Genomic DNA, 16,474 nt, shown 5'->3' on the forward strand with positions numbered 1-16,474 from the left:
ACGATGTAAAGTGACGGTAAGGATCGTTGAAAATGTCTTCTTTATGTAATCACGCTGAAATTTTCTGAAATGTATAGGGCGAATGAAGGAAGTTCATGCAATATGTAGAAATATTGAGGGATAGGTTTTGAAGAAGGAGTGTTTACGCATGGAAACTCTCGATGTCGAGACAAATTCAGATCTGAAAGAGGAACTGAAGCGCCTCAAACAAGAAAATGATCGGCTGAAAAAGGAATTACATCAGCATCAAGTGATTGTGAACAATACGCTCGATGCTATTTTTATATGTGATAATGAAATGAAAATCGTGCAGGCAAATGAAGCAACAGCGAGAATGCTTCAAGTAGATGCGGAAGGTTTGAAAAAGCGTTCCGTTTTTGATTTTTTGTTTTCTATTCCAAAGGATGAGCTGGACCTTTCCGTGAAGAAGTTTTTTAAGAAAGGTTTTCTGTGGAAGGAGGTTCCGATCAGGCTGGACAGCGGAGCGACAAAATATATTGAGTTTCTTGCCAAAAGAGGGATTGGCGAGGATTTCTTTTTTGTCGTTATGAGAGACATTTCTTCAAAGAAAATTTTGGAGCGGGAATTTTCCATGAATGAACAGCTTTTTAAGGACTTGTTTGACAGAGCTGTCGACGGAATCGTCTTATTTGATAAAGACGGCGGCTTTATTGATGCCAATCTGTCCTTTTGCAAAAGCTTTGAAATCGACCAGAATGAGCTGTCACATTTGTCGCTGTATCAATTCATAGACAGCGGATCGCGAAAAGATTTCGATAATATTTGGCACACGCTTTATCGAAAGGGAAAAGCAAAAGGCGAGCTGCCTGTCAGGCTTCGTTCAGGAGATCAGAAGCTGTTTGAATTTACGATTACGTCTAATATCATCAGCGGTTTTTATATGTCGATTATGCGGGATATCACAGAGAAGAGGTCCATGGAGCTCCAGCTATTTAAAAGTGAGGAGCGCTTCAGAGAAATTTTTGAAAACGCCATGGACGCCATTATCATCTGGTCGAATGACGGAAGAATCGTTAAGGCCAATCAGTCAGCCTGTAAAATTTTTGAGCTGCCGATGAATTTGCTGTTAAAAAGAAAGCTGTGTGATTTTCTCGTAGACTCTCAGCAGAAATACAGCTTGACGAAGAGAAAATATGCAAAATACGGTGAGATCAGAGAAGAGATGCTGTTTCAAATGGGCAACGGGCAGTTCAAAGAGCTTGAATTCACTTCAAAGCGGACAATACTTGAAAACCAGCACTTAACAATTTTAAGAAATGTCAGTGACCGAAAGCGGATGGAAAAGGAGCTTCGGGAAAGCGAGCTCAAATTCAGAAAAGTGTTCAACGGCTCAATGGACGGCAACGTATTATTCGACAATCAGTACCGAATCATCGACGCCAACCCGTTAGCGAGCAATATTTTGGGCCTGCCGCATGAAGAACTGAAAAAACACAGCCTGCTTGATATTATTTCTTCCTATGAAATAGAAAATCTGGCATCGCCGGCAAGGCAGATCAATTTCGATGAAATGGACAATGAGATTCCATTTTTGCTGAGCAGCAATGATAATCGAAAACTAGAATTTTCGTTTAAACGAAATATTATTCAAAATATGAACCTGGCTATCTTTAAAGATGTCACAGAGCGAAAAGAACTGGAAGAGCGTCTTCGCAAATCTGATACTCTCCATGTCGTTGGAGAACTCGCTGCCGGTATCGCTCACGAAATCAGAAATCCAATGACAGCTCTTAAAGGCTTCATTCAGCTCCTGAAAGGGAGTGTGGAGGGAGACTATTCTCTTTACTTCAACGTCATCACCTCAGAATTAAAGCGCATCGAATCCATCATCACAGAGTTTTTAATTTTAGCCAAGCCCCAGGCTATCATGTATGAGGAAAAACATGTGACACAAATTATGAAAGACACATTAGACCTTCTTAACGCGCAAGCCAATCTCAGCAACGTACAAATGCATCTGGATTTAGTCGGAGACATTCCGCCGATATACTGTGAACCGAATCAGCTGAAACAGGTTTTTATCAATATATTAAAGAACGCCATCGAAGTCATGCCTGACGGCGGCAATATTTATGTGACGATCAAAAAAGCTGATCAAGATCATATTCTTATATCTTTGAAAGACGAAGGAGTAGGAATCACAGAGGATAAATTAAAGCGTCTAGGAGAACCATTTTATACAACAAAGGAACGGGGAACTGGACTCGGGCTTATGGTAAGCTATAAAATTATTGAAGAACATCAAGGCAAAATAATGGTGGAAAGTGAAGAAGGAAAGGGGACTGTTTTCCATCTTACACTTCCCGTCAGGCAGAATTTTGAAGAAAGAAGGTTAGACGAATGAATTACTATACGACAGCGGAAACGCCGCTCGGGGAGCTCGCGATTGTCGAGGAAGAAGGCAGCATCACCCGTCTCTTCCTCAGTAAGGAAGATTTGATGCAGTGGAAAGAATCTGTTGAGAATACGGAGCAGTTGGAGACGGCTTTTTTGGCAGAAGCGAAAAAGCAGCTTCACGAATATTTTGCGGGAGAAAGAAAGATATTCTCACTGCCATTGAGCCAAAAGGGCACGCCTTTTCAGCAAAAAGTATGGGAGGCGCTTGCCATGATTCCGTATGGCGAATCACGAAGCTATGCTGACATTGCCGTAGCGGTCGGAAGTCCGAAAGCAGTACGCGCTGTCGGACAGGCAAATAAACGAAATGACCTGCCGATATTTGTCCCGTGCCACAGAGTGATCGGCAAAAACAGCACGTTAACAGGGTATGCCGGAAGTAAAACTGACATCAAAGCTTATTTGCTTAGCATCGAGCAAATCTCCTATAAAGAAAAATAAAACATATGGCACGTTCCCTTTTTTCGCCGCCGACATATGATTTTACTAAGTTAAAAAAGTTGGTCTGATGAAAGAGGAGGACAAAGCAATTGAAGCCGAGCCGCTCTGAGAAAATTGCCGTTTTTGCCGAGCTGCTTGTAAAACTGCATATCTTATCCAGCGCTCAAAAAGATGAAATAATCGATATGAATATGAGCAAACAAAAAAACCGCTGACTCGGCCCAATATGAGCAAAGTCTTCAGCGGTTTTTTAATGAACCTTTTCGCCTGTAAACAGCTGTTCAATTTCTTCTTCATAGGAACCGGTCATAATCCCTTTTTCAGTGATGATCCCAGAAATAAGATGGTGTGGTGTAATATCAAAAGCAGGATTAAAGACAGGCACTTCAGCCGGAGCGGTTCGGACGCCGGAAATGTTCCTGACTTCTTCGGGGTCCCGTTCCTCTATCGGGATATCAGCCCCGCTTTTTACTTTTGTGTCAAAAGTAGATAAAGGTGCTGCTACAAAAAACGGAATATCGAAGGCGTTTGCTAAAATAGCAAGTCCGTAAGTGCCAATTTTATTCGCGGTATCTCCGTTCTTTGCAATTCGGTCCGCGCCAACGATGACGGCAGAAATTTGTTTTTCTTTCATCGTATGGGCTGCCATGCTGTCCGTAATCAGAGTGACGTCAATACCGCCCTGCATCAGTTCCCAAGCAGTAAGACGTGAACCTTGAAGAACTGGTCTGGTTTCACAAGCATAAATATGAAGCCCCAAATCCTTTTGTTTCGCCAAATAAAACGGGGCAAGCGCGGTTCCATAGCGGCTTGTCGCGATAGAACCGGCATTGCAGATTGTCATAATCTTGTCGCCTTTTTTGAAAAGCTGAAGCGCGTTTTGGCCGATCATACGGCACGTTTCTTCATCCTCGACTTGAATCTGAATCGCTTCATGGACAAGATTGGTTTTTGCTTCATTTACAGAAATGGCGTTTTGAATTGAATGGCTTAGTCTCTCGAGCGCCCATGATAAATTGATTGCTGTCGGCCTTGAACTGTTCAAATAATTTTTGATGTTATCCAATTCGCAGCGGAATTCCGCCACATTATCAGTTTCGATGTTTTTTGCCGCCAGCGCGAGCCCAAATGCTGCCGTAATGCCGATCGCCGGGGCTCCTCTAACTTTAAGTGAGACAATCGCGTCAAATACTTCTTCTTTCGTTGTCAGCTCCAAATATTCCGTAACATCAGGAAGCTTTTGCTGATTTAAAATCTTAATGGCTGTTTCTTTCCATTCAACAGAACGCGGAACAGCAAATGAATTGGTCATGGGTGAATCATTCCTTTACAAGTAACTTAAAACATTCAATAACATCCGTTATGGTTTTTAATTGTGAACGTTTTTCGATGAAGGCAGTACCGGTTTCCAGCGCCAGCCGTTTTCTTTCGATTCGCTTATCAAACGGTACGATTGTATCCAGATCTGCCACATGGGCAAGACCAACGGTGCGGCGTATCAGTTCGCAGCCGGCAAACCCAATTGTCTCTTCAAAAATATGGCTGAGTGTATCAGCGAGATAACCGTCGATTTTGGCATACACATCGAGACTGTTTTTCTCCCAGGCTTCACTGAATGTTGTTTGAAACGTGTCCCACACTTGTTTTACATGTTCATATAATGGCTCTCGATCAGCACCGTCACGGCTGAGTGCATTTAACAATAAGTTGGCGATAAATTGGCCAACATCAAAACCGATTGGTCCGTAAAAAGCGAATTCAGGATCAATCACCTTTGTCTCAAGCTCGCTGGCAAAAATGCTTCCTGTATGCAGATCGCCATGAATCAGCGTTTCGGCAGATGTTAAAAATGACTTTTTCAGCTTAGCCGCTTCAACTTTGACCTTGTCATTTTTCCAAAGCTTTTCAACATATGGACGAAGCTCTTCCTCAAATTCATTTGTATCATGATCAAAGAAAGGATCTGTAAATACGAGTCTTTCGGTAATATCGCAGAGCTCAGGATTTGTAAATTGTTTAACAAGCTGTTTTTTTACCTTAGGCTCAAGTGCGTAATCAGAAGAGTAAAAAAGCGTTTTTCCTAAAAATTCGCCAATGTCTCGTGACAGATTTGGATAATTTTCACCTTCAAGAAGTCCTTTTCTAGCGATCTTCATATGAGAAAGATCCTCCATGACCGTAACCGCCAATTCAGTATCTGAATAGTAAACTCTCGGTACGAGATGAGGGACGTGTTCACCCTGCCGGATCAGTGCGCTGCTTTCGATTCTTGCCCGATCGATTGTCAGCGGCCAGCTTTCCCCGACAACTTTTGCATAAGGAACCGCCTGTTTAATGATCAAAGCCCTGTCATTTTCTTGGTCATAAATATGAAAGACGTAGTTTAAATTTCCGTCGCCGATCTCCTGGCATGTCAGCGTGCTTTTGCTTTGAAATAAGCCGAGTTTCACCGCCAGTGCGACAGCGGAGCTTTCATTTAACGTTTCGTATAAAGGTGTTTTTGTGACTGCCATCGTCATTACCTCCAGTTATGTAATATCTTGTTATGTGTGCCGCGAATGGCCGTAAAAAAGCCTCCTTCTCAGAGAGAAGGAGGCTTAACAATCATGTCCCGCCTCTCTTATCTCTCAGATCAAATCTGATGGAATTAGCACCGTGCCTTACGAGACCTCAGTCTCGGCGCCAAGAAGATGCGCCCCATTTCACAATGGAATTACGGTCGGTTGCTGTTGGGGTCAAAAGGCCAATCCCTCGCCCAACTCTCGATAAGAGAATATATTCACTTGTTAAACAATTCTAATTTATCAGTTGATGAACATAGTAACAGGTGTGTGATTGAATTGTCAATATATTTTTTAATATAAATCTTTTCTGATATCATCGAAAACAGGAATTTTTCCCCGCACCTCAACGCTTTCTTGAAGGTCAATTTCCGCTCTGACAATGCCTTCTTCACGGCCGCCCTCGGCCAATATGCGTCCCCAAGGGTCAATAATCATGCTGTGCCCGGCGAATTCATTATCGGGATTAGATCCTGTGCAATTGCAGGCAGCGACAAAGCATTGATTCTCAATAGCCCTCGCAATAAGCAGGCTTTTCCAATGATCAAGACGGGGCAGAGGCCATTCCGCAGAAATGAACAGCACGTTAGCGCCTTTAGTCGTATGTTTTCTGATCCATTCCGGAAAACGGATATCATAACAGATCAGTCCTGAGCTTTTGACGCCTTCAAGCTCGAAGTATCCGTCCTCGGAACCGGCTGATAAATACTCATGCTCATCCATCAGCTGAAAAAGATGGGCTTTGCTGTACTCTTTAATGATTCGTCCTTCCTTATCTGCGATGAACATTGTATTATAAACATCAGAACCCTTTCTGACAGCAACAGATCCTGCGACAATATGAACCCCGTGTTTTTTTGCGGTTTTTTGCAGCCAGCTTTGAGCAGTGAGCCCGTCTTCATCAGCAAGCTGATCAAGTTTGGCAAGGTCGTAACCAGTCGTCCATAATTCAGGGAGAACAAGAACGTCAGCATTTTTACTCTCTTTTTCAATTAAAGATTCAGCCTTTTTTATATTTTCTGAAGGTTTTCCGTATGAAATATCAAATTGAAGACAAGATATGGTCCATTTCATTTTTTAACACCCCATATTTTTCTTTACTTTTTTCATTTAACCATATATGATACTGGACTATCATTTCAAGATTTTTTTAGAAGGTGAAAACAGATGAAATTTGAACATTCTCAAGTGCTGCAGGAACTGCCTAAACAATTCTTTGCTTCTCTTGTGCAGAAAGTGAACCTAAAGCTGAAGGAAGGACATGATGTCATCAATTTGGGGCAGGGGAATCCGGATCAGCCGACGCCCGAGCATATTGTTGAGGAAATGAAGCGAGCCGTTGCTCAGCCTGAAAATCATAAATACTCCTCATTTCGAGGTTCGCACAGTCTTAAATCAGCAGCGGCTGCATTTTATAAAAGAGAATACGGCGTTCAGCTTGATCCGGAAACTGAAGTAGCCGTATTATTCGGCGGGAAAGCCGGTCTTGTCGAGCTGCCGCAATGCCTGCTAAATCCGGGGGATACGATTTTGGTTCCTGACCCTGGCTATCCAGATTATTGGTCCGGTGTCACGCTTGCGAAAGCGAATATGGAAATGATGCCGCTCACTAAGGAAAATGCGTTTCTTCCTGAATACGCAAGCATTTCCCCTGACGTAAGAGAAAAAGCGAAACTGATGTACTTGAATTATCCGAATAATCCGACTGGAGCCGTCGCTACCGCAGAATTTTTTAGAGAAACGGTGAGTTTTGCGAAAGAAAACGAAATCTGTGTGGTCCATGATTTTGCTTACGGTGCAGTGGGCTTTGACGGACACAAGCCTTTAAGCTTTTTGCAGACTGAAGGCGCTAAGGATATCGGAATAGAAATTTACACGCTGTCCAAAACATATAATATGGCGGGCTGGCGGGTCGGTTTTGCAGTTGGTAACGCCTCGGTCATAGAAGCGATCAATCTTTATCAAGACCATATGTTTGTCAGTCTTTTCAAAGCAACCCAGCAGGCTGCCGAGGCGGCACTTTTATCTGAGCAGACATGCGTAGCGGAGCAAAATGCCCGGTATGAAAGCAGGCGCAACGCTTGGATAGCGGCATGCAGGGAAATTGGCTGGGATGTAACAGCGCCTGCGGGTTCATTTTTTGCGTGGCTGCCGGTGCCTGAAGGCTATAGCTCTGAGCAATTCTCAGATTTCTTGCTTGAAAAAGCGAATGTGGCGGTTGCAGCAGGAAACGGCTTTGGTAAATATGGCGAGGGGTATGTCAGAGTGGGGCTCTTAACGAGTGAAGCTAGGCTTAAAGAAGCAGCTCATCGAATTGGCAAACTAAACCTGTTTACCCAAAAAAGCATTGACAAGATTCTTTAACGGTGGGATAATTCAAAATAATTTATAAAATCTATATTTTCTTATCAAGAGCAGGCAGAGGGACGAGCCCGATGAAGCCCGGCAACCGACTTGTAAAGCACGGTGCTAATTCTTGCAGCTGGCGGCTGAGAGATAAGATTCGGACGAGAAACGAAACCTCTTTAGACGCATTGCTGTTTGAAGAGGTTTTTTATATGGGTTAAAAAATGAAAGGAGCTCTGGCATGAGTGAATTATTAGCAACATATCTCCTGACCGAGCCGGGAGCCGACACGGAGAAAAAAGCAGAACAAATCGCAACTGGATTGACGGTGGGCTCTTGGACTGATCTGCCTCTGGTGAAGCAGGAGCAGATGCAAAAGCATAAGGGACGGGTTGTAAAGGTCGAGGAGAGAGAGGGACATCTTGCATCAGGGAAACAAGCGGTTATCACAATTGCTTATCCCGAGGTAAATTTCTCACAGGATATTCCGGCATTGCTGACAACTGTGTTTGGCAAGCTGTCGCTGGACGGAAAAATCAAGTTAATAGATCTCGAATTTTCTGAAGCGTTTAAGCGAACACTTCCGGGCCCGAAGTTTGGCGTATACGGCATCCGGAAGATGCTTGGAGAGTTTGAAAGACCGCTGTTAATGAGCATTTTTAAAGGGGTCATCGGAAGGGACCTGAGTGATATTAAAGAACAGCTCAGGCAGCAGGCGCTAGGCGGGGTTGACTTAATCAAAGACGATGAAATTTTCTTTGAGACGGGTTTAGCACCTTTTGAAACAAGAATTACAGAGGGAAAACAAATTTTGAAAGAAACATACGAGCAGACCGGCCATAAAACGCTGTATGCAGTGAATTTGACTGGTAGAACGGCTGAGCTTAAAGATAAAGCAAGACGCGCTGCTGAATTGGGAGCGGATGCGCTTTTATTGAATGTCTTCGCTTACAGTTTGGACGTCATGCAAAGCCTTGCGGAAGATCCGGACGTATCAATCCCCATTATGGCGCACCCAGCAGTCAGCGGGGCATTTACATCCTCACCGTTGTACGGGTTTTCCCATGCTCTTTTGCTTGGAAAATTAAACCGATATTGCGGCGCTGACTTCAGTCTGTTTCCTTCTCCATATGGTTCAGTTGCGCTTCCTAGAGAAGACGCGCTGGCGATTCATGAAGAATGCGTAAGAGAAGATGCCTTTAAACAGACATTTGCCGTTCCGTCCGCCGGTATTCACCCTGGTATGGTTCCGCTTCTCATGCGTGATTTTGGCATCGATCATATTATTAACGCCGGAGGAGGCATACACGGACATCCAAACGGCGCCCAAGGCGGGGGCAAAGCGTTCAGAGCTATTATTGATGCGGTTTTGGAGGCGGAGCCGATTGAAGAAAAAGCCGGTCAATGCGAAGATTTGAAGCTTGCGCTTGATAAATGGGGAAAGGCTGAAGCCGTATGACGACTCAAAAACCGTTAATGATATGTGATTTTGATGGAACCATCACGATGAACGACAACATTATAAACATTATGAAAACATTCGCTCCGCCGGAGTGGACGGCGTTAAAAGACGGCGTGCTCTCCAAAACGATGTCGATCCAAGAAGGCGTCGGACGAATGTTCGGCCTTCTGCCGAGCAGCTTAAAAGAGGAGATTACGAGATTCGTATTAGAAGACGCAAAAATCCGGGACGGCTTTCGGGAATTTGTCGCATTTGTTAACAAGCATGAACTCCCGTTTTATGTCGTAAGCGGGGGGATGGACTTTTTTGTCTATCCGCTGCTTGAAGGAATTGTTGAGAAAGATCATATTTATTGCAACCGTGCGTCATTTGAGAACGAATTCATTCATATTGATTGGCCTCATTCTTGCAAAGGCACATGCACAAATCAATGCGGGTGCTGCAAGCCGACTGTTATGAACGAGCTTTCTGAGCCTGATCAATATATCATCATGATCGGTGACTCCGTTACCGATGTAGAGGCGGCAAAGCTGTCTGATCTTTGCTTTGCAAGGGATTATTTATTAAATGAATGCAAGGAGCATCATCTGAATCATATCCCATACCATGATTTTCACGAAATAAAGAAAGCGATTGAAGACGTAACGGAGGTAAAGAAATGGCTGCAAAACAAGAGCGCTGGCTCGAGCTTGCTGAAGTAAAACGGGAATTGGCAGAAAGAGATTGGTTTCCGGCGACAAGCGGCAACCTGTCCATCAAGGTTTCTGATGAGCCATTGCAATTTCTCGTAACGGCGAGCGGAAAAGATAAACGAAAAGAAACGGATGAAGACTTCCTGTTGGTGGATCAGAACGGAGAGCCTGCCGAAAGCGGACATCATCTGAAACCGTCAGCGGAAACGCTTTTGCATACGCATCTGTACAATAAAACAAATGCCGGATGCTGTCTTCATGTTCATACGGTCAACAATAACGTCATCTCAGAGCTGTATGGAGATCAAAATCAAATCACTTTTAAAGGCCAAGAAATTATAAAAGCGCTTGGCCTGTGGGAAGAGAATGCAGAAGTGTCCATTCCAATTATAGAAAATCCGGCTCATATTCCGACTCTCGCAGCGCTTTTCGCGGATCAGGTTACTGGAGATTCAGGAGCTGTCCTGATCCGGAACCATGGCATTACTGCTTGGGGAAGAACAGCATTTGAAGCGAAAAGAGTGCTTGAAGCATATGAATTTTTATTCAGCTATCATTTGAAGCTGAAAACACTCCAGCATCAGCTGGTTAAATAAAAGGGGGAACCGCAAATGGCAACAATTCGAATTCATGATGATGCAAATACAACGATTGAAAATCAAGAGGAAGTGGCAAGCTTTCTGGACAGCCAAGAGGTGATCTATGAGCAATGGGATATCGCCAAGCTCCCTGAACAGCTTTCAGAAAAATATGCCCTGTCTGAAGAAGAAAAACAGCAAATTCTTGACACCTTCGACGCTGAAATTAAAGATATCTCAGCCCGCCGCGGCTACAAAGCCCAAGATGTTATTTCTTTGTCTGACGCAAATCCGAAACTGGATGAACTGCTTGAAAACTTTAAAAGAGAACATCACCATACAGACGATGAAGTCCGTTTTATTGTAAGCGGACACGGAATTTTCGTCATTCAAGGCAAGGACGGCACATTTTTTGATGTCCGTTTAAACCCTGGAGATTTAATCTCGGTACCTGAAAATATCCGCCATTATTTCACGCTTCAAGAGGATCGAAAAGTTGTGGCGGTGCGGATCTTTGTAACATCTGAAGGCTGGGTTCCGATTTATGAAAAAGACAGCGTGAACCAATAAGAAGAAAAAGCCCCGTCCATAAAGGCGGGGCTTTTTTTGTTTATCGTAAACGCCATTCTTCGTATTGGGACATTTCTTTTTTGACCAGCGTCCAAATCAAACCGAGAACGGCAGCATCGTCAAGAATTCCTAAACCGAGCACGAAGTCCGGAATCATATCAATCGGCATGATGATATAAAAGATAGCAGCTGTCAGAAGCAACAGTGTTTTAATCTGTGAACGGGGATAGTCACCGTTTCGCCAATCGCGAAGCATTTGACAAAAGATCGTGATATGATTGATTAATTTTTTGCGGGTTTTCCTTTTCAGAATAGCTTTTCCGCCTGCCGCACCGAGCATTATCGCTTTTTTTTTCTTCATTTAGCATTCCTCCTGCCTGCCGGTGTGTTTAAGATGGTCTTCGTCTGGGTATTGTTCTTCTAATCCTATCAATATATCTATTATAAATGAAAAATTAAGTTATTTAATAAAAATATGTTTACAAATAAAGTATAATCTGTAATAATGCACAATAACCCAATCAAACTTGTTTCCTATTTCTTAGCGGCGAGGGGTGAATTGAATGGGCTGTTCTTCTGAACAAGAAAGATTGCTGGTGTCTATTGATGAAAAAAGAAAGTTAATGATAGACGCCGCTAGTAAGCAGGGATTTACAGGGCATGACACAATCAGGCACAGTCAGGAGCTGGATTCTTTAATGAACGAATACCACCAGCTCATGCAAGAAAACGAACATTCCAAAGGAATTCAAGGCCTTGTGAAGAAATTAGGCTTGTGGCCCCGAAGAGACGTCATGCCTGCATATGATGCACATAAATAGCGGCGCTATCTGATGCATATATAAAGAGAGAGCTTTTCAGAAGCGCTCTTTTTTTCTGGGAAAATTTCATACGAAAGAGGGAACTGATGAAAGAACTGGCGGTAGTCATTACTGAAATGATAAACCAATTTCATGATGCTTTTATTTCGATATGCGGGATGCTTGGCATTCAATTAACCGACAAAGAAATGCATTTTTGGGTGATTGGAATATTTGGCATCTTCTTTTTCGCTGTCACTCACGCTGTATTTACATGGCTTTCTAAATGGAGCTTGACGGCTTTGTCCTTTATCTATACCGTAACGATCATCATTGTTATCGTATTTGCAATTGAGATTCAGCAAAAAGTGACCGGACGGGGAAATATGGAGTTTTTAGATGCGACGGAAGGGTTAAAAGGCTTTTTGGTGTTCTTTTTCATCTTTTTGCTTTTGAAAATGCTTTTGCGTTTGATTCGATTCTTCTTTTCAGGAGGAGCTGTAAGCAAGGAGAATGAAAATACCCGTTCACGAAAATAAATAAGCCCTCCTGAGACTGCCAGGGGGCTAGGAAGAGGAGACGGGGAGGGTAATAGTAACCTCGGTTCCTCTTCGTACTTCACTTTCTATATGAATGGAACCTCCGTACATCAGCACGATCCGTTTACATACGACTAGCCCGAGGCCGGTTCCTTTTTCTTTAGAAGTGACAAATGGAAGAAAGATATGATCCAGCATTTCCTGTGATATCCCTTCACCGTTATCCATCACTTTTATAATGGCCTTTTTATCAACTGCTTCTAAGGAAATTGTGAGTTTGCCGCCTTCCGGCATAGACTCAAGGCCATTTTTCGCAACATTCAAAATGACTTGTTTAATATGATCTTTTGTACATTTTACTTTTAGAGGTTTATCAGTTAAAAATGTTAACTCTACCTCCACATTATATAAATTTCCTTCAGAATAGATGATCGGCATAATTTCTCCGATAATATCCTGAAGCGAGTTAAGCTCCCATTTCTCAGCTGTCGGTTTTCCGAGAACTAAAAACTCACTCACAATTTGGTTGATACGTTTAATCTCCTGATCGATAATTGAAAAATACAGCTGGTCTTCTTCACCTTTATATTTCTTTTGCAGCAGCTGAATAAAACCGCTTATGCCGGTGAGCGGATTGCGGATTTCGTGAGCCGTGCTGGCAGCAAGCGTTCCGATCAGCTCTAATTTTTGCTGCTCATTTTCCGTGCGTTCCAGCTGGGTCCGCCGCTTCAGCAAATAATAAAGTACAAGAATAAAAAGAATATTCAGCAAGACTATAATACAGGAAAGAGGGAGCACAAGGCTTTTACTCAGCTCTTCTATTGTGACAGGATTCGGATATACTTTCATATTCCAGCTGATATCATCAAGATAACCGCTGACAGGTTTTTGATCTCTTGCGTGAGAAGCCTGTCCGCTTGAGAAAATCATTTTGTTATTTTCGTTCACAACCTCAATATAGACATCAGGGCTCAGCAAGTTAATCAGGTTTTGCAGATAGTCAATTTGTATAGCTGCCACAAGATAATCTGTGACATTTTTCTTTTCATCCAGCACGGGAACACAAATTGTAAAAATCGGCTGGCCTGTGATCCTGCTTGAATAGCTGTCTGTAATGACAGTCTTTTTTGTTTTTTTCGCTTTTGTAAAAAAGGATCTGTCGGCCAGATTGACTTTAGTTTTTAATTCTGTTGCGCTGGCAGTGACATCTCCTTTAGCATTGAGAAAATAAAGACCGGAAAACCTTGGTTCGGAATCAAACGTTTTTTCCAAAACAGTTTTCATTTTATTCATATCTATCGGTCTGTCGATAGCGATAGACAAGGACGTCATTCTCGCTTTTGTTTCCCCGATTAAATAATTTATTTTGTTGCGGTGAAGGTTCAGCATAACACTGGCTTCTTGCTTATGTTCTGCAGCTATTGTTTCTTTTTCTTTTTCATAGACGAAAAAGCTTATGACGAGTGCCGGAATCACTACTAGTGCAATATAAAGCTTAATTCTCCCGCAGGCGCCTTTTAGTATTTTCAATTTGCATCGCTCCAACATACACCTGATTAGAGGTATTATATCATTGTTTCTTCTTGTTTAATAAGAAAAAATAACCAAAATAATTAAGAAAAATATGTTGTTCACAAGAATAAAAAAAAGAAGAGAAATATTGGAAAGATTTTTATTGACATTTCGGTATTTGTTTATTAATGTTTCTCTGTAACGGTTTCTAAAAGGATGATTGAGACATGACAGAAAAATCACTGAAGTTATTTATCGTGCTGTCACGCGCGTATCGGTCTATTAATGATCATATGAATAAGCATATTCATAAGCATGGACTGAATCCTACTGAATTTGCTGTGCTGGAGCTGTTATATCATAAAGGTGATCAGCCGCTGCAGCAGATAGGGGATAAAATACTCTTGGCCAGCGGGAGCATCACCTACGTCGTAGATAAGCTTGAGCAAAAAGAGCTCCTTATTCGGAAAGCGTCGCCTACAGACAGACGAGTAACATTTGCACAAATTACCGAAAAAGGCATCAGTCTTTTGGATGATATTTTCCCTGATCATGCAGCTGAAATTGATGAAATGATCAGCGTATTAAGCGAAGAAGAAGTTGAAATGTGCACTGAAATGTTAAAAAGAGTAGGATTAAACGCAAAACAGTTTCATAATAAGTAAAAAAAGGAAGCCTTGTGATAGATCAGGCTTCCTTTTTTACTATTTTTCATTTGTTTCCGCTGCGCCTCTTGGCAAGATGAGAACCTCAACCCGCCTGTTTTTGCTTCGGCCTTCCGCAGTTTTGTTGGAGGCCACCGGTTTATACTCACCATAGCCTTTGGCACTAAACACTTTGGCATCGAGCTTAGGGTTCTCAATCAGAAGCCCCATGAAGTTTACGGCTCTCATCACACTTAAATGCCAGTTGGACTGAAATTCTGAATTTCTAATCGGCATATTGTCTGTATGTCCGCTGATAATGATGTTTCTCGGCGGATTAATCACAAGAAGGTTTGAAATCTCTTTTGCAAGCGGAATGTCTTCCTGGCGGATGGTCGCTTTTCCTGAATCAAAGAAGATGCTGTCTTTAATCGTGATCAGCAGGCCTTCCTTAGTCATCTTTGTTTCCAGCTGATGCTCCAGCTTTTTATTTTTAATGAACTTTTCCACCTGGCTCTGCACGTTTTTAAGTTCTTCTTGATCAGCTGCTTTTTCCTTTTCTTTCTTGTTTTCCTTTTTCTCTTCTTTTTCCTTTTCCACTTCGTCGATTCCGTCTGACTCATTTTTAGGAGGGGTGACGCTGGAATAATCCAATACGCCGGTCCCGCCTGTAAAGACTTCATTAAATGATTTTGAAAGCATTTGAAATTTAGCTGCGTCAATCGAGCTGCTCGCGTACAGCACAATAAACAATGCTAGGAGAAGGGTAAGGATATCGGCGTAAGGAACCAGCCATGATTCATCAACGTGCTCGTCCTCATGCTTCTTCTTCTTTTTTCTCGCCATTTTGCGCCTCTCCTTCTCGTTCTGCAAATTTCAAACGGTCCTTCGCAGGAAGGTACATTAAAAGTTTCTGCTCGATCACTTTCGGTGCCTGTCCTTCTAAAACGGACAGGACGCCTTCAATCATAATTTCACGGAGCTTGACTTCCTGTTTTGACTTGCGTTTTAATTTGTTTGCAAAAGGATGCCATAATACATATCCCGTAAAGATACCGAGAAGGGTGGCTACAAAGGCTGCACTGATGGCGTGACCAAGCTCATCTGTATTGTCCATATGAGAAAGTGCGGCGATCAGTCCGATAACAGCACCGAGCACCCCAAGTGTCGGCGCGTAAGTTCCCGCCTGTGTAAAAATAGCGGCTCCGGCCTGGTGTCTTTCCTCCATCGCTTCAACTTCTTCAGTCATGATATCTCTGATAAATTCTGCGCTTTGCCCGTCAACAGCCATGCTGAGACCGTTTTTCAGAAACGCGTCATCTACATTTTCAATACTTGCTTCCAAAGCCAGCAGGCCTTCACGGCGTGCAAGCTGAGCCCATTCAGAGAACATAGGAATGAGTTCTTCTATTGTCAGCTGTTTGTTTTCTTTAAATAGCACACGGAACAGCACAGGCACTTTTTTGATTTCTTTCGTTGGGAACGCAATGACTACCGCTGATATCGTTCCGGCGATGATAATTAAAATGGCAGCGGGATTTGCAAGAGCAGCGAAACTGACGCCTTTCAGAACCATTCCCACACTCAATGCAACAAAAGCAAGAATAATACCGATAATCGAAGTTTTATCCATAATTTTCACCAAATCCTTTTTTACTAGCTTGTCTATGGTTAATATCGGTATCAGTGTCTGGAACTTTAGGGACATTGTGAAATTGTTCATGAAATATTCAAGGAAGATACATAGAAGGGAGAAATAAACAAACGCAGGCTTTTCAGCATGAAAAAGGCCGCGGGTTTTAAGGTGCCGGGATTGATTGGTGCGTATCTGATTCTCTAAACGGTTTTCGTATAACAATAGAAATAAATATTCATTATAGATAAACATGCTCCATCCCTCCTTAAAGAAAG

At 42.6% G+C, this 16,474-nt stretch carries 18 protein-coding genes and 2 riboswitches; of the genes, 11 read left to right on the forward strand and 7 right to left on the reverse strand.

Annotated features, from left to right (window positions below; all coding sequences use genetic code 11):
* Positions 1 to 148: 148 nt before the first annotated feature.
* The 3 genes from NSS75_RS07620 to NSS75_RS07630 all read left to right on the forward strand — a co-directional run bounded on the left by NSS75_RS07620 (position 149) and on the right by NSS75_RS07630 (position 3,074).
* The gene (locus NSS75_RS07620) at positions 149 to 2,365 is read left to right on the forward strand and encodes a PAS domain-containing sensor histidine kinase (protein WP_024121156.1); all 2,217 of its coding nucleotides are present in this window, start codon (positions 149 to 151) and stop codon (positions 2,363 to 2,365) included.
* The gene (locus NSS75_RS07625) at positions 2,362 to 2,859 is read left to right on the forward strand and encodes a methylated-DNA--[protein]-cysteine S-methyltransferase (protein ID WP_024121157.1); all 498 of its coding nucleotides are present in this window, start codon (positions 2,362 to 2,364) and stop codon (positions 2,857 to 2,859) included. Before NSS75_RS07620 ends, NSS75_RS07625 begins: the two co-directional genes overlap by 4 nt.
* A gap of 89 nt (positions 2,860 to 2,948) precedes the next feature.
* Positions 2,949 to 3,074: a hypothetical protein gene (locus tag NSS75_RS07630; protein ID WP_024121158.1), complete on the forward strand. Its 126-nt coding sequence runs from the start codon at positions 2,949 to 2,951 to the stop codon at positions 3,072 to 3,074.
* A gap of 35 nt (positions 3,075 to 3,109) precedes the next feature.
* Here the strand turns inward: NSS75_RS07630 and mtnA are convergent, their stop codons facing one another.
* From mtnA to NSS75_RS07645, 3 genes are all read right to left on the reverse strand, one after another.
* On the reverse strand, positions 3,110 to 4,171 hold the full coding sequence (gene mtnA, locus NSS75_RS07635; protein ID WP_103671600.1) for an S-methyl-5-thioribose-1-phosphate isomerase: 1,062 nt from the start codon (positions 4,169 to 4,171) through the stop codon (positions 3,110 to 3,112).
* A gap of 7 nt (positions 4,172 to 4,178) precedes the next feature.
* Positions 4,179 to 5,372, reverse strand: a complete 1,194-nt coding sequence (mtnK, locus tag NSS75_RS07640; RefSeq protein WP_142389213.1) for an S-methyl-5-thioribose kinase — start codon at positions 5,370 to 5,372, stop codon at positions 4,179 to 4,181.
* Between the two features lie 104 nt (positions 5,373 to 5,476).
* Positions 5,477 to 5,631, reverse strand: a riboswitch (SAM riboswitch).
* An 83-nt stretch (positions 5,632 to 5,714) separates the two neighbouring features.
* Positions 5,715 to 6,494: a carbon-nitrogen family hydrolase gene (locus NSS75_RS07645; RefSeq protein ID WP_095713439.1), complete on the reverse strand. Its 780-nt coding sequence runs from the start codon at positions 6,492 to 6,494 to the stop codon at positions 5,715 to 5,717.
* 93 nt (positions 6,495 to 6,587) lie between these two features.
* Here NSS75_RS07645 and NSS75_RS07650 point away from each other — a divergent pair, with 93 nt between their 5' ends.
* From NSS75_RS07650 to NSS75_RS07670, 5 genes are all read left to right on the forward strand, one after another.
* Positions 6,588 to 7,784: a pyridoxal phosphate-dependent aminotransferase gene (locus NSS75_RS07650; RefSeq protein WP_339236827.1), complete on the forward strand. Its 1,197-nt coding sequence runs from the start codon at positions 6,588 to 6,590 to the stop codon at positions 7,782 to 7,784.
* 38 nt (positions 7,785 to 7,822) lie between these two features.
* Positions 7,823 to 7,923: riboswitch (SAM riboswitch) on the forward strand.
* 84 nt (positions 7,924 to 8,007) lie between these two features.
* Positions 8,008 to 9,225 (forward strand): 2,3-diketo-5-methylthiopentyl-1-phosphate enolase, encoded by a 1,218-nt coding sequence (gene mtnW / locus NSS75_RS07655; RefSeq protein ID WP_339236830.1) that lies wholly within the window; start codon positions 8,008 to 8,010, stop codon positions 9,223 to 9,225.
* A complete protein-coding gene (mtnX, locus tag NSS75_RS07660) occupies positions 9,222 to 9,929 on the forward strand; it encodes a 2-hydroxy-3-keto-5-methylthiopentenyl-1-phosphate phosphatase (protein ID WP_339236834.1) in 708 nt (235 codons plus the stop codon). Before mtnW ends, mtnX begins: the two co-directional genes overlap by 4 nt.
* Positions 9,887 to 10,516, forward strand: a complete 630-nt coding sequence (locus NSS75_RS07665) for a methylthioribulose 1-phosphate dehydratase (protein WP_105990711.1) — start codon at positions 9,887 to 9,889, stop codon at positions 10,514 to 10,516. The genes mtnX and NSS75_RS07665 overlap by 43 nt, the downstream gene beginning before the upstream one ends.
* Positions 10,517 to 10,531: 15 nt before the next feature.
* Positions 10,532 to 11,068 carry an acireductone dioxygenase gene (locus tag NSS75_RS07670; protein ID WP_101860644.1) on the forward strand — a complete coding sequence of 179 codons (537 nt, stop codon included), beginning with the start codon at positions 10,532 to 10,534 and terminating at the stop codon, positions 11,066 to 11,068.
* 40 nt (positions 11,069 to 11,108) lie between these two features.
* On the opposite strand, the gene NSS75_RS07675 is transcribed toward NSS75_RS07670, so the two are convergent.
* Positions 11,109 to 11,429, reverse strand: coding sequence for a YkvA family protein (locus tag NSS75_RS07675; RefSeq protein WP_095713434.1), 321 nt, complete (start codon positions 11,427 to 11,429; stop codon positions 11,109 to 11,111).
* Between the two features lie 202 nt (positions 11,430 to 11,631).
* Between NSS75_RS07675 and NSS75_RS07680 the strand changes: the two genes are divergently transcribed.
* The gene (locus tag NSS75_RS07680) at positions 11,632 to 11,889 is read left to right on the forward strand and encodes an aspartyl-phosphate phosphatase Spo0E family protein (RefSeq protein WP_024121169.1); all 258 of its coding nucleotides are present in this window, start codon (positions 11,632 to 11,634) and stop codon (positions 11,887 to 11,889) included.
* An 86-nt stretch (positions 11,890 to 11,975) separates the two neighbouring features.
* Entirely contained in the window at positions 11,976 to 12,407 is a 432-nt protein-coding gene (locus NSS75_RS07685) for a hypothetical protein (RefSeq protein WP_024121170.1), read from the forward strand.
* Positions 12,408 to 12,434: 27 nt separating this feature from the next.
* Here NSS75_RS07685 and NSS75_RS07690 read toward each other — a convergent pair whose 3' ends face one another.
* A complete protein-coding gene (locus NSS75_RS07690) occupies positions 12,435 to 13,955 on the reverse strand; it encodes an ATP-binding protein (protein ID WP_339236840.1) in 1,521 nt (506 codons plus the stop codon).
* A 191-nt stretch (positions 13,956 to 14,146) separates the two neighbouring features.
* Here NSS75_RS07690 and mhqR point away from each other — a divergent pair, with 191 nt between their 5' ends.
* A complete protein-coding gene (gene mhqR / locus NSS75_RS07695; RefSeq protein ID WP_024121172.1) occupies positions 14,147 to 14,584 on the forward strand; it encodes a MarR family transcriptional regulator MhqR in 438 nt (145 codons plus the stop codon).
* A gap of 39 nt (positions 14,585 to 14,623) precedes the next feature.
* On the opposite strand, the gene motB is transcribed toward mhqR, so the two are convergent.
* A complete protein-coding gene (motB, locus tag NSS75_RS07700) occupies positions 14,624 to 15,409 on the reverse strand; it encodes a flagellar motor protein MotB (RefSeq protein ID WP_024121173.1) in 786 nt (261 codons plus the stop codon).
* Positions 15,381 to 16,196, reverse strand: a complete 816-nt coding sequence (gene motA / locus NSS75_RS07705) for a flagellar motor stator protein MotA (RefSeq protein WP_024121174.1) — start codon at positions 16,194 to 16,196, stop codon at positions 15,381 to 15,383. The genes motB and motA overlap by 29 nt, the downstream gene beginning before the upstream one ends.
* Positions 16,197 to 16,474 lie beyond the last annotated feature (278 nt).

This window comes from Bacillus sp. FSL K6-1012 (assembly GCF_037964915.1).
Lineage (GTDB): Bacteria > Bacillota > Bacilli > Bacillales > Bacillaceae > Bacillus > Bacillus halotolerans.

Coding starts and splice junctions, on each gene's coding strand:
- NSS75_RS07620 (WP_024121156.1), top strand. CDS start 149: ATGGAAACTCTCGATGTCGAGACAAATTCAGATCTGAAAGAGGAACTG.
- NSS75_RS07625 (WP_024121157.1), top strand. CDS start 2,362: ATGAATTACTATACGACAGCGGAAACGCCGCTCGGGGAGCTCGCGATT.
- mtnA (WP_103671600.1), bottom strand. CDS start 4,171: ATGACCAATTCATTTGCTGTTCCGCGTTCTGTTGAATGGAAAGAAACA.
- mtnK (WP_142389213.1), bottom strand. CDS start 5,372: ATGGCAGTCACAAAAACACCTTTATACGAAACGTTAAATGAAAGCTCC.
- NSS75_RS07645 (WP_095713439.1), bottom strand. CDS start 6,494: ATGAAATGGACCATATCTTGTCTTCAATTTGATATTTCATACGGAAAA.
- NSS75_RS07650 (WP_339236827.1), top strand. CDS start 6,588: ATGAAATTTGAACATTCTCAAGTGCTGCAGGAACTGCCTAAACAATTC.
- mtnW (WP_339236830.1), top strand. CDS start 8,008: ATGAGTGAATTATTAGCAACATATCTCCTGACCGAGCCGGGAGCCGAC.
- mtnX (WP_339236834.1), top strand. CDS start 9,222: ATGACGACTCAAAAACCGTTAATGATATGTGATTTTGATGGAACCATC.
- NSS75_RS07665 (WP_105990711.1), top strand. CDS start 9,887: ATGGCTGCAAAACAAGAGCGCTGGCTCGAGCTTGCTGAAGTAAAACGG.
- NSS75_RS07670 (WP_101860644.1), top strand. CDS start 10,532: ATGGCAACAATTCGAATTCATGATGATGCAAATACAACGATTGAAAAT.
- NSS75_RS07675 (WP_095713434.1), bottom strand. CDS start 11,429: ATGAAGAAAAAAAAAGCGATAATGCTCGGTGCGGCAGGCGGAAAAGCT.
- NSS75_RS07680 (WP_024121169.1), top strand. CDS start 11,632: ATGGGCTGTTCTTCTGAACAAGAAAGATTGCTGGTGTCTATTGATGAA.
- NSS75_RS07685 (WP_024121170.1), top strand. CDS start 11,976: ATGAAAGAACTGGCGGTAGTCATTACTGAAATGATAAACCAATTTCAT.
- NSS75_RS07690 (WP_339236840.1), bottom strand. CDS start 13,955: ATGTTGGAGCGATGCAAATTGAAAATACTAAAAGGCGCCTGCGGGAGA.
- mhqR (WP_024121172.1), top strand. CDS start 14,147: ATGACAGAAAAATCACTGAAGTTATTTATCGTGCTGTCACGCGCGTAT.
- motB (WP_024121173.1), bottom strand. CDS start 15,409: ATGGCGAGAAAAAAGAAGAAGAAGCATGAGGACGAGCACGTTGATGAA.
- motA (WP_024121174.1), bottom strand. CDS start 16,196: ATGGATAAAACTTCGATTATCGGTATTATTCTTGCTTTTGTTGCATTG.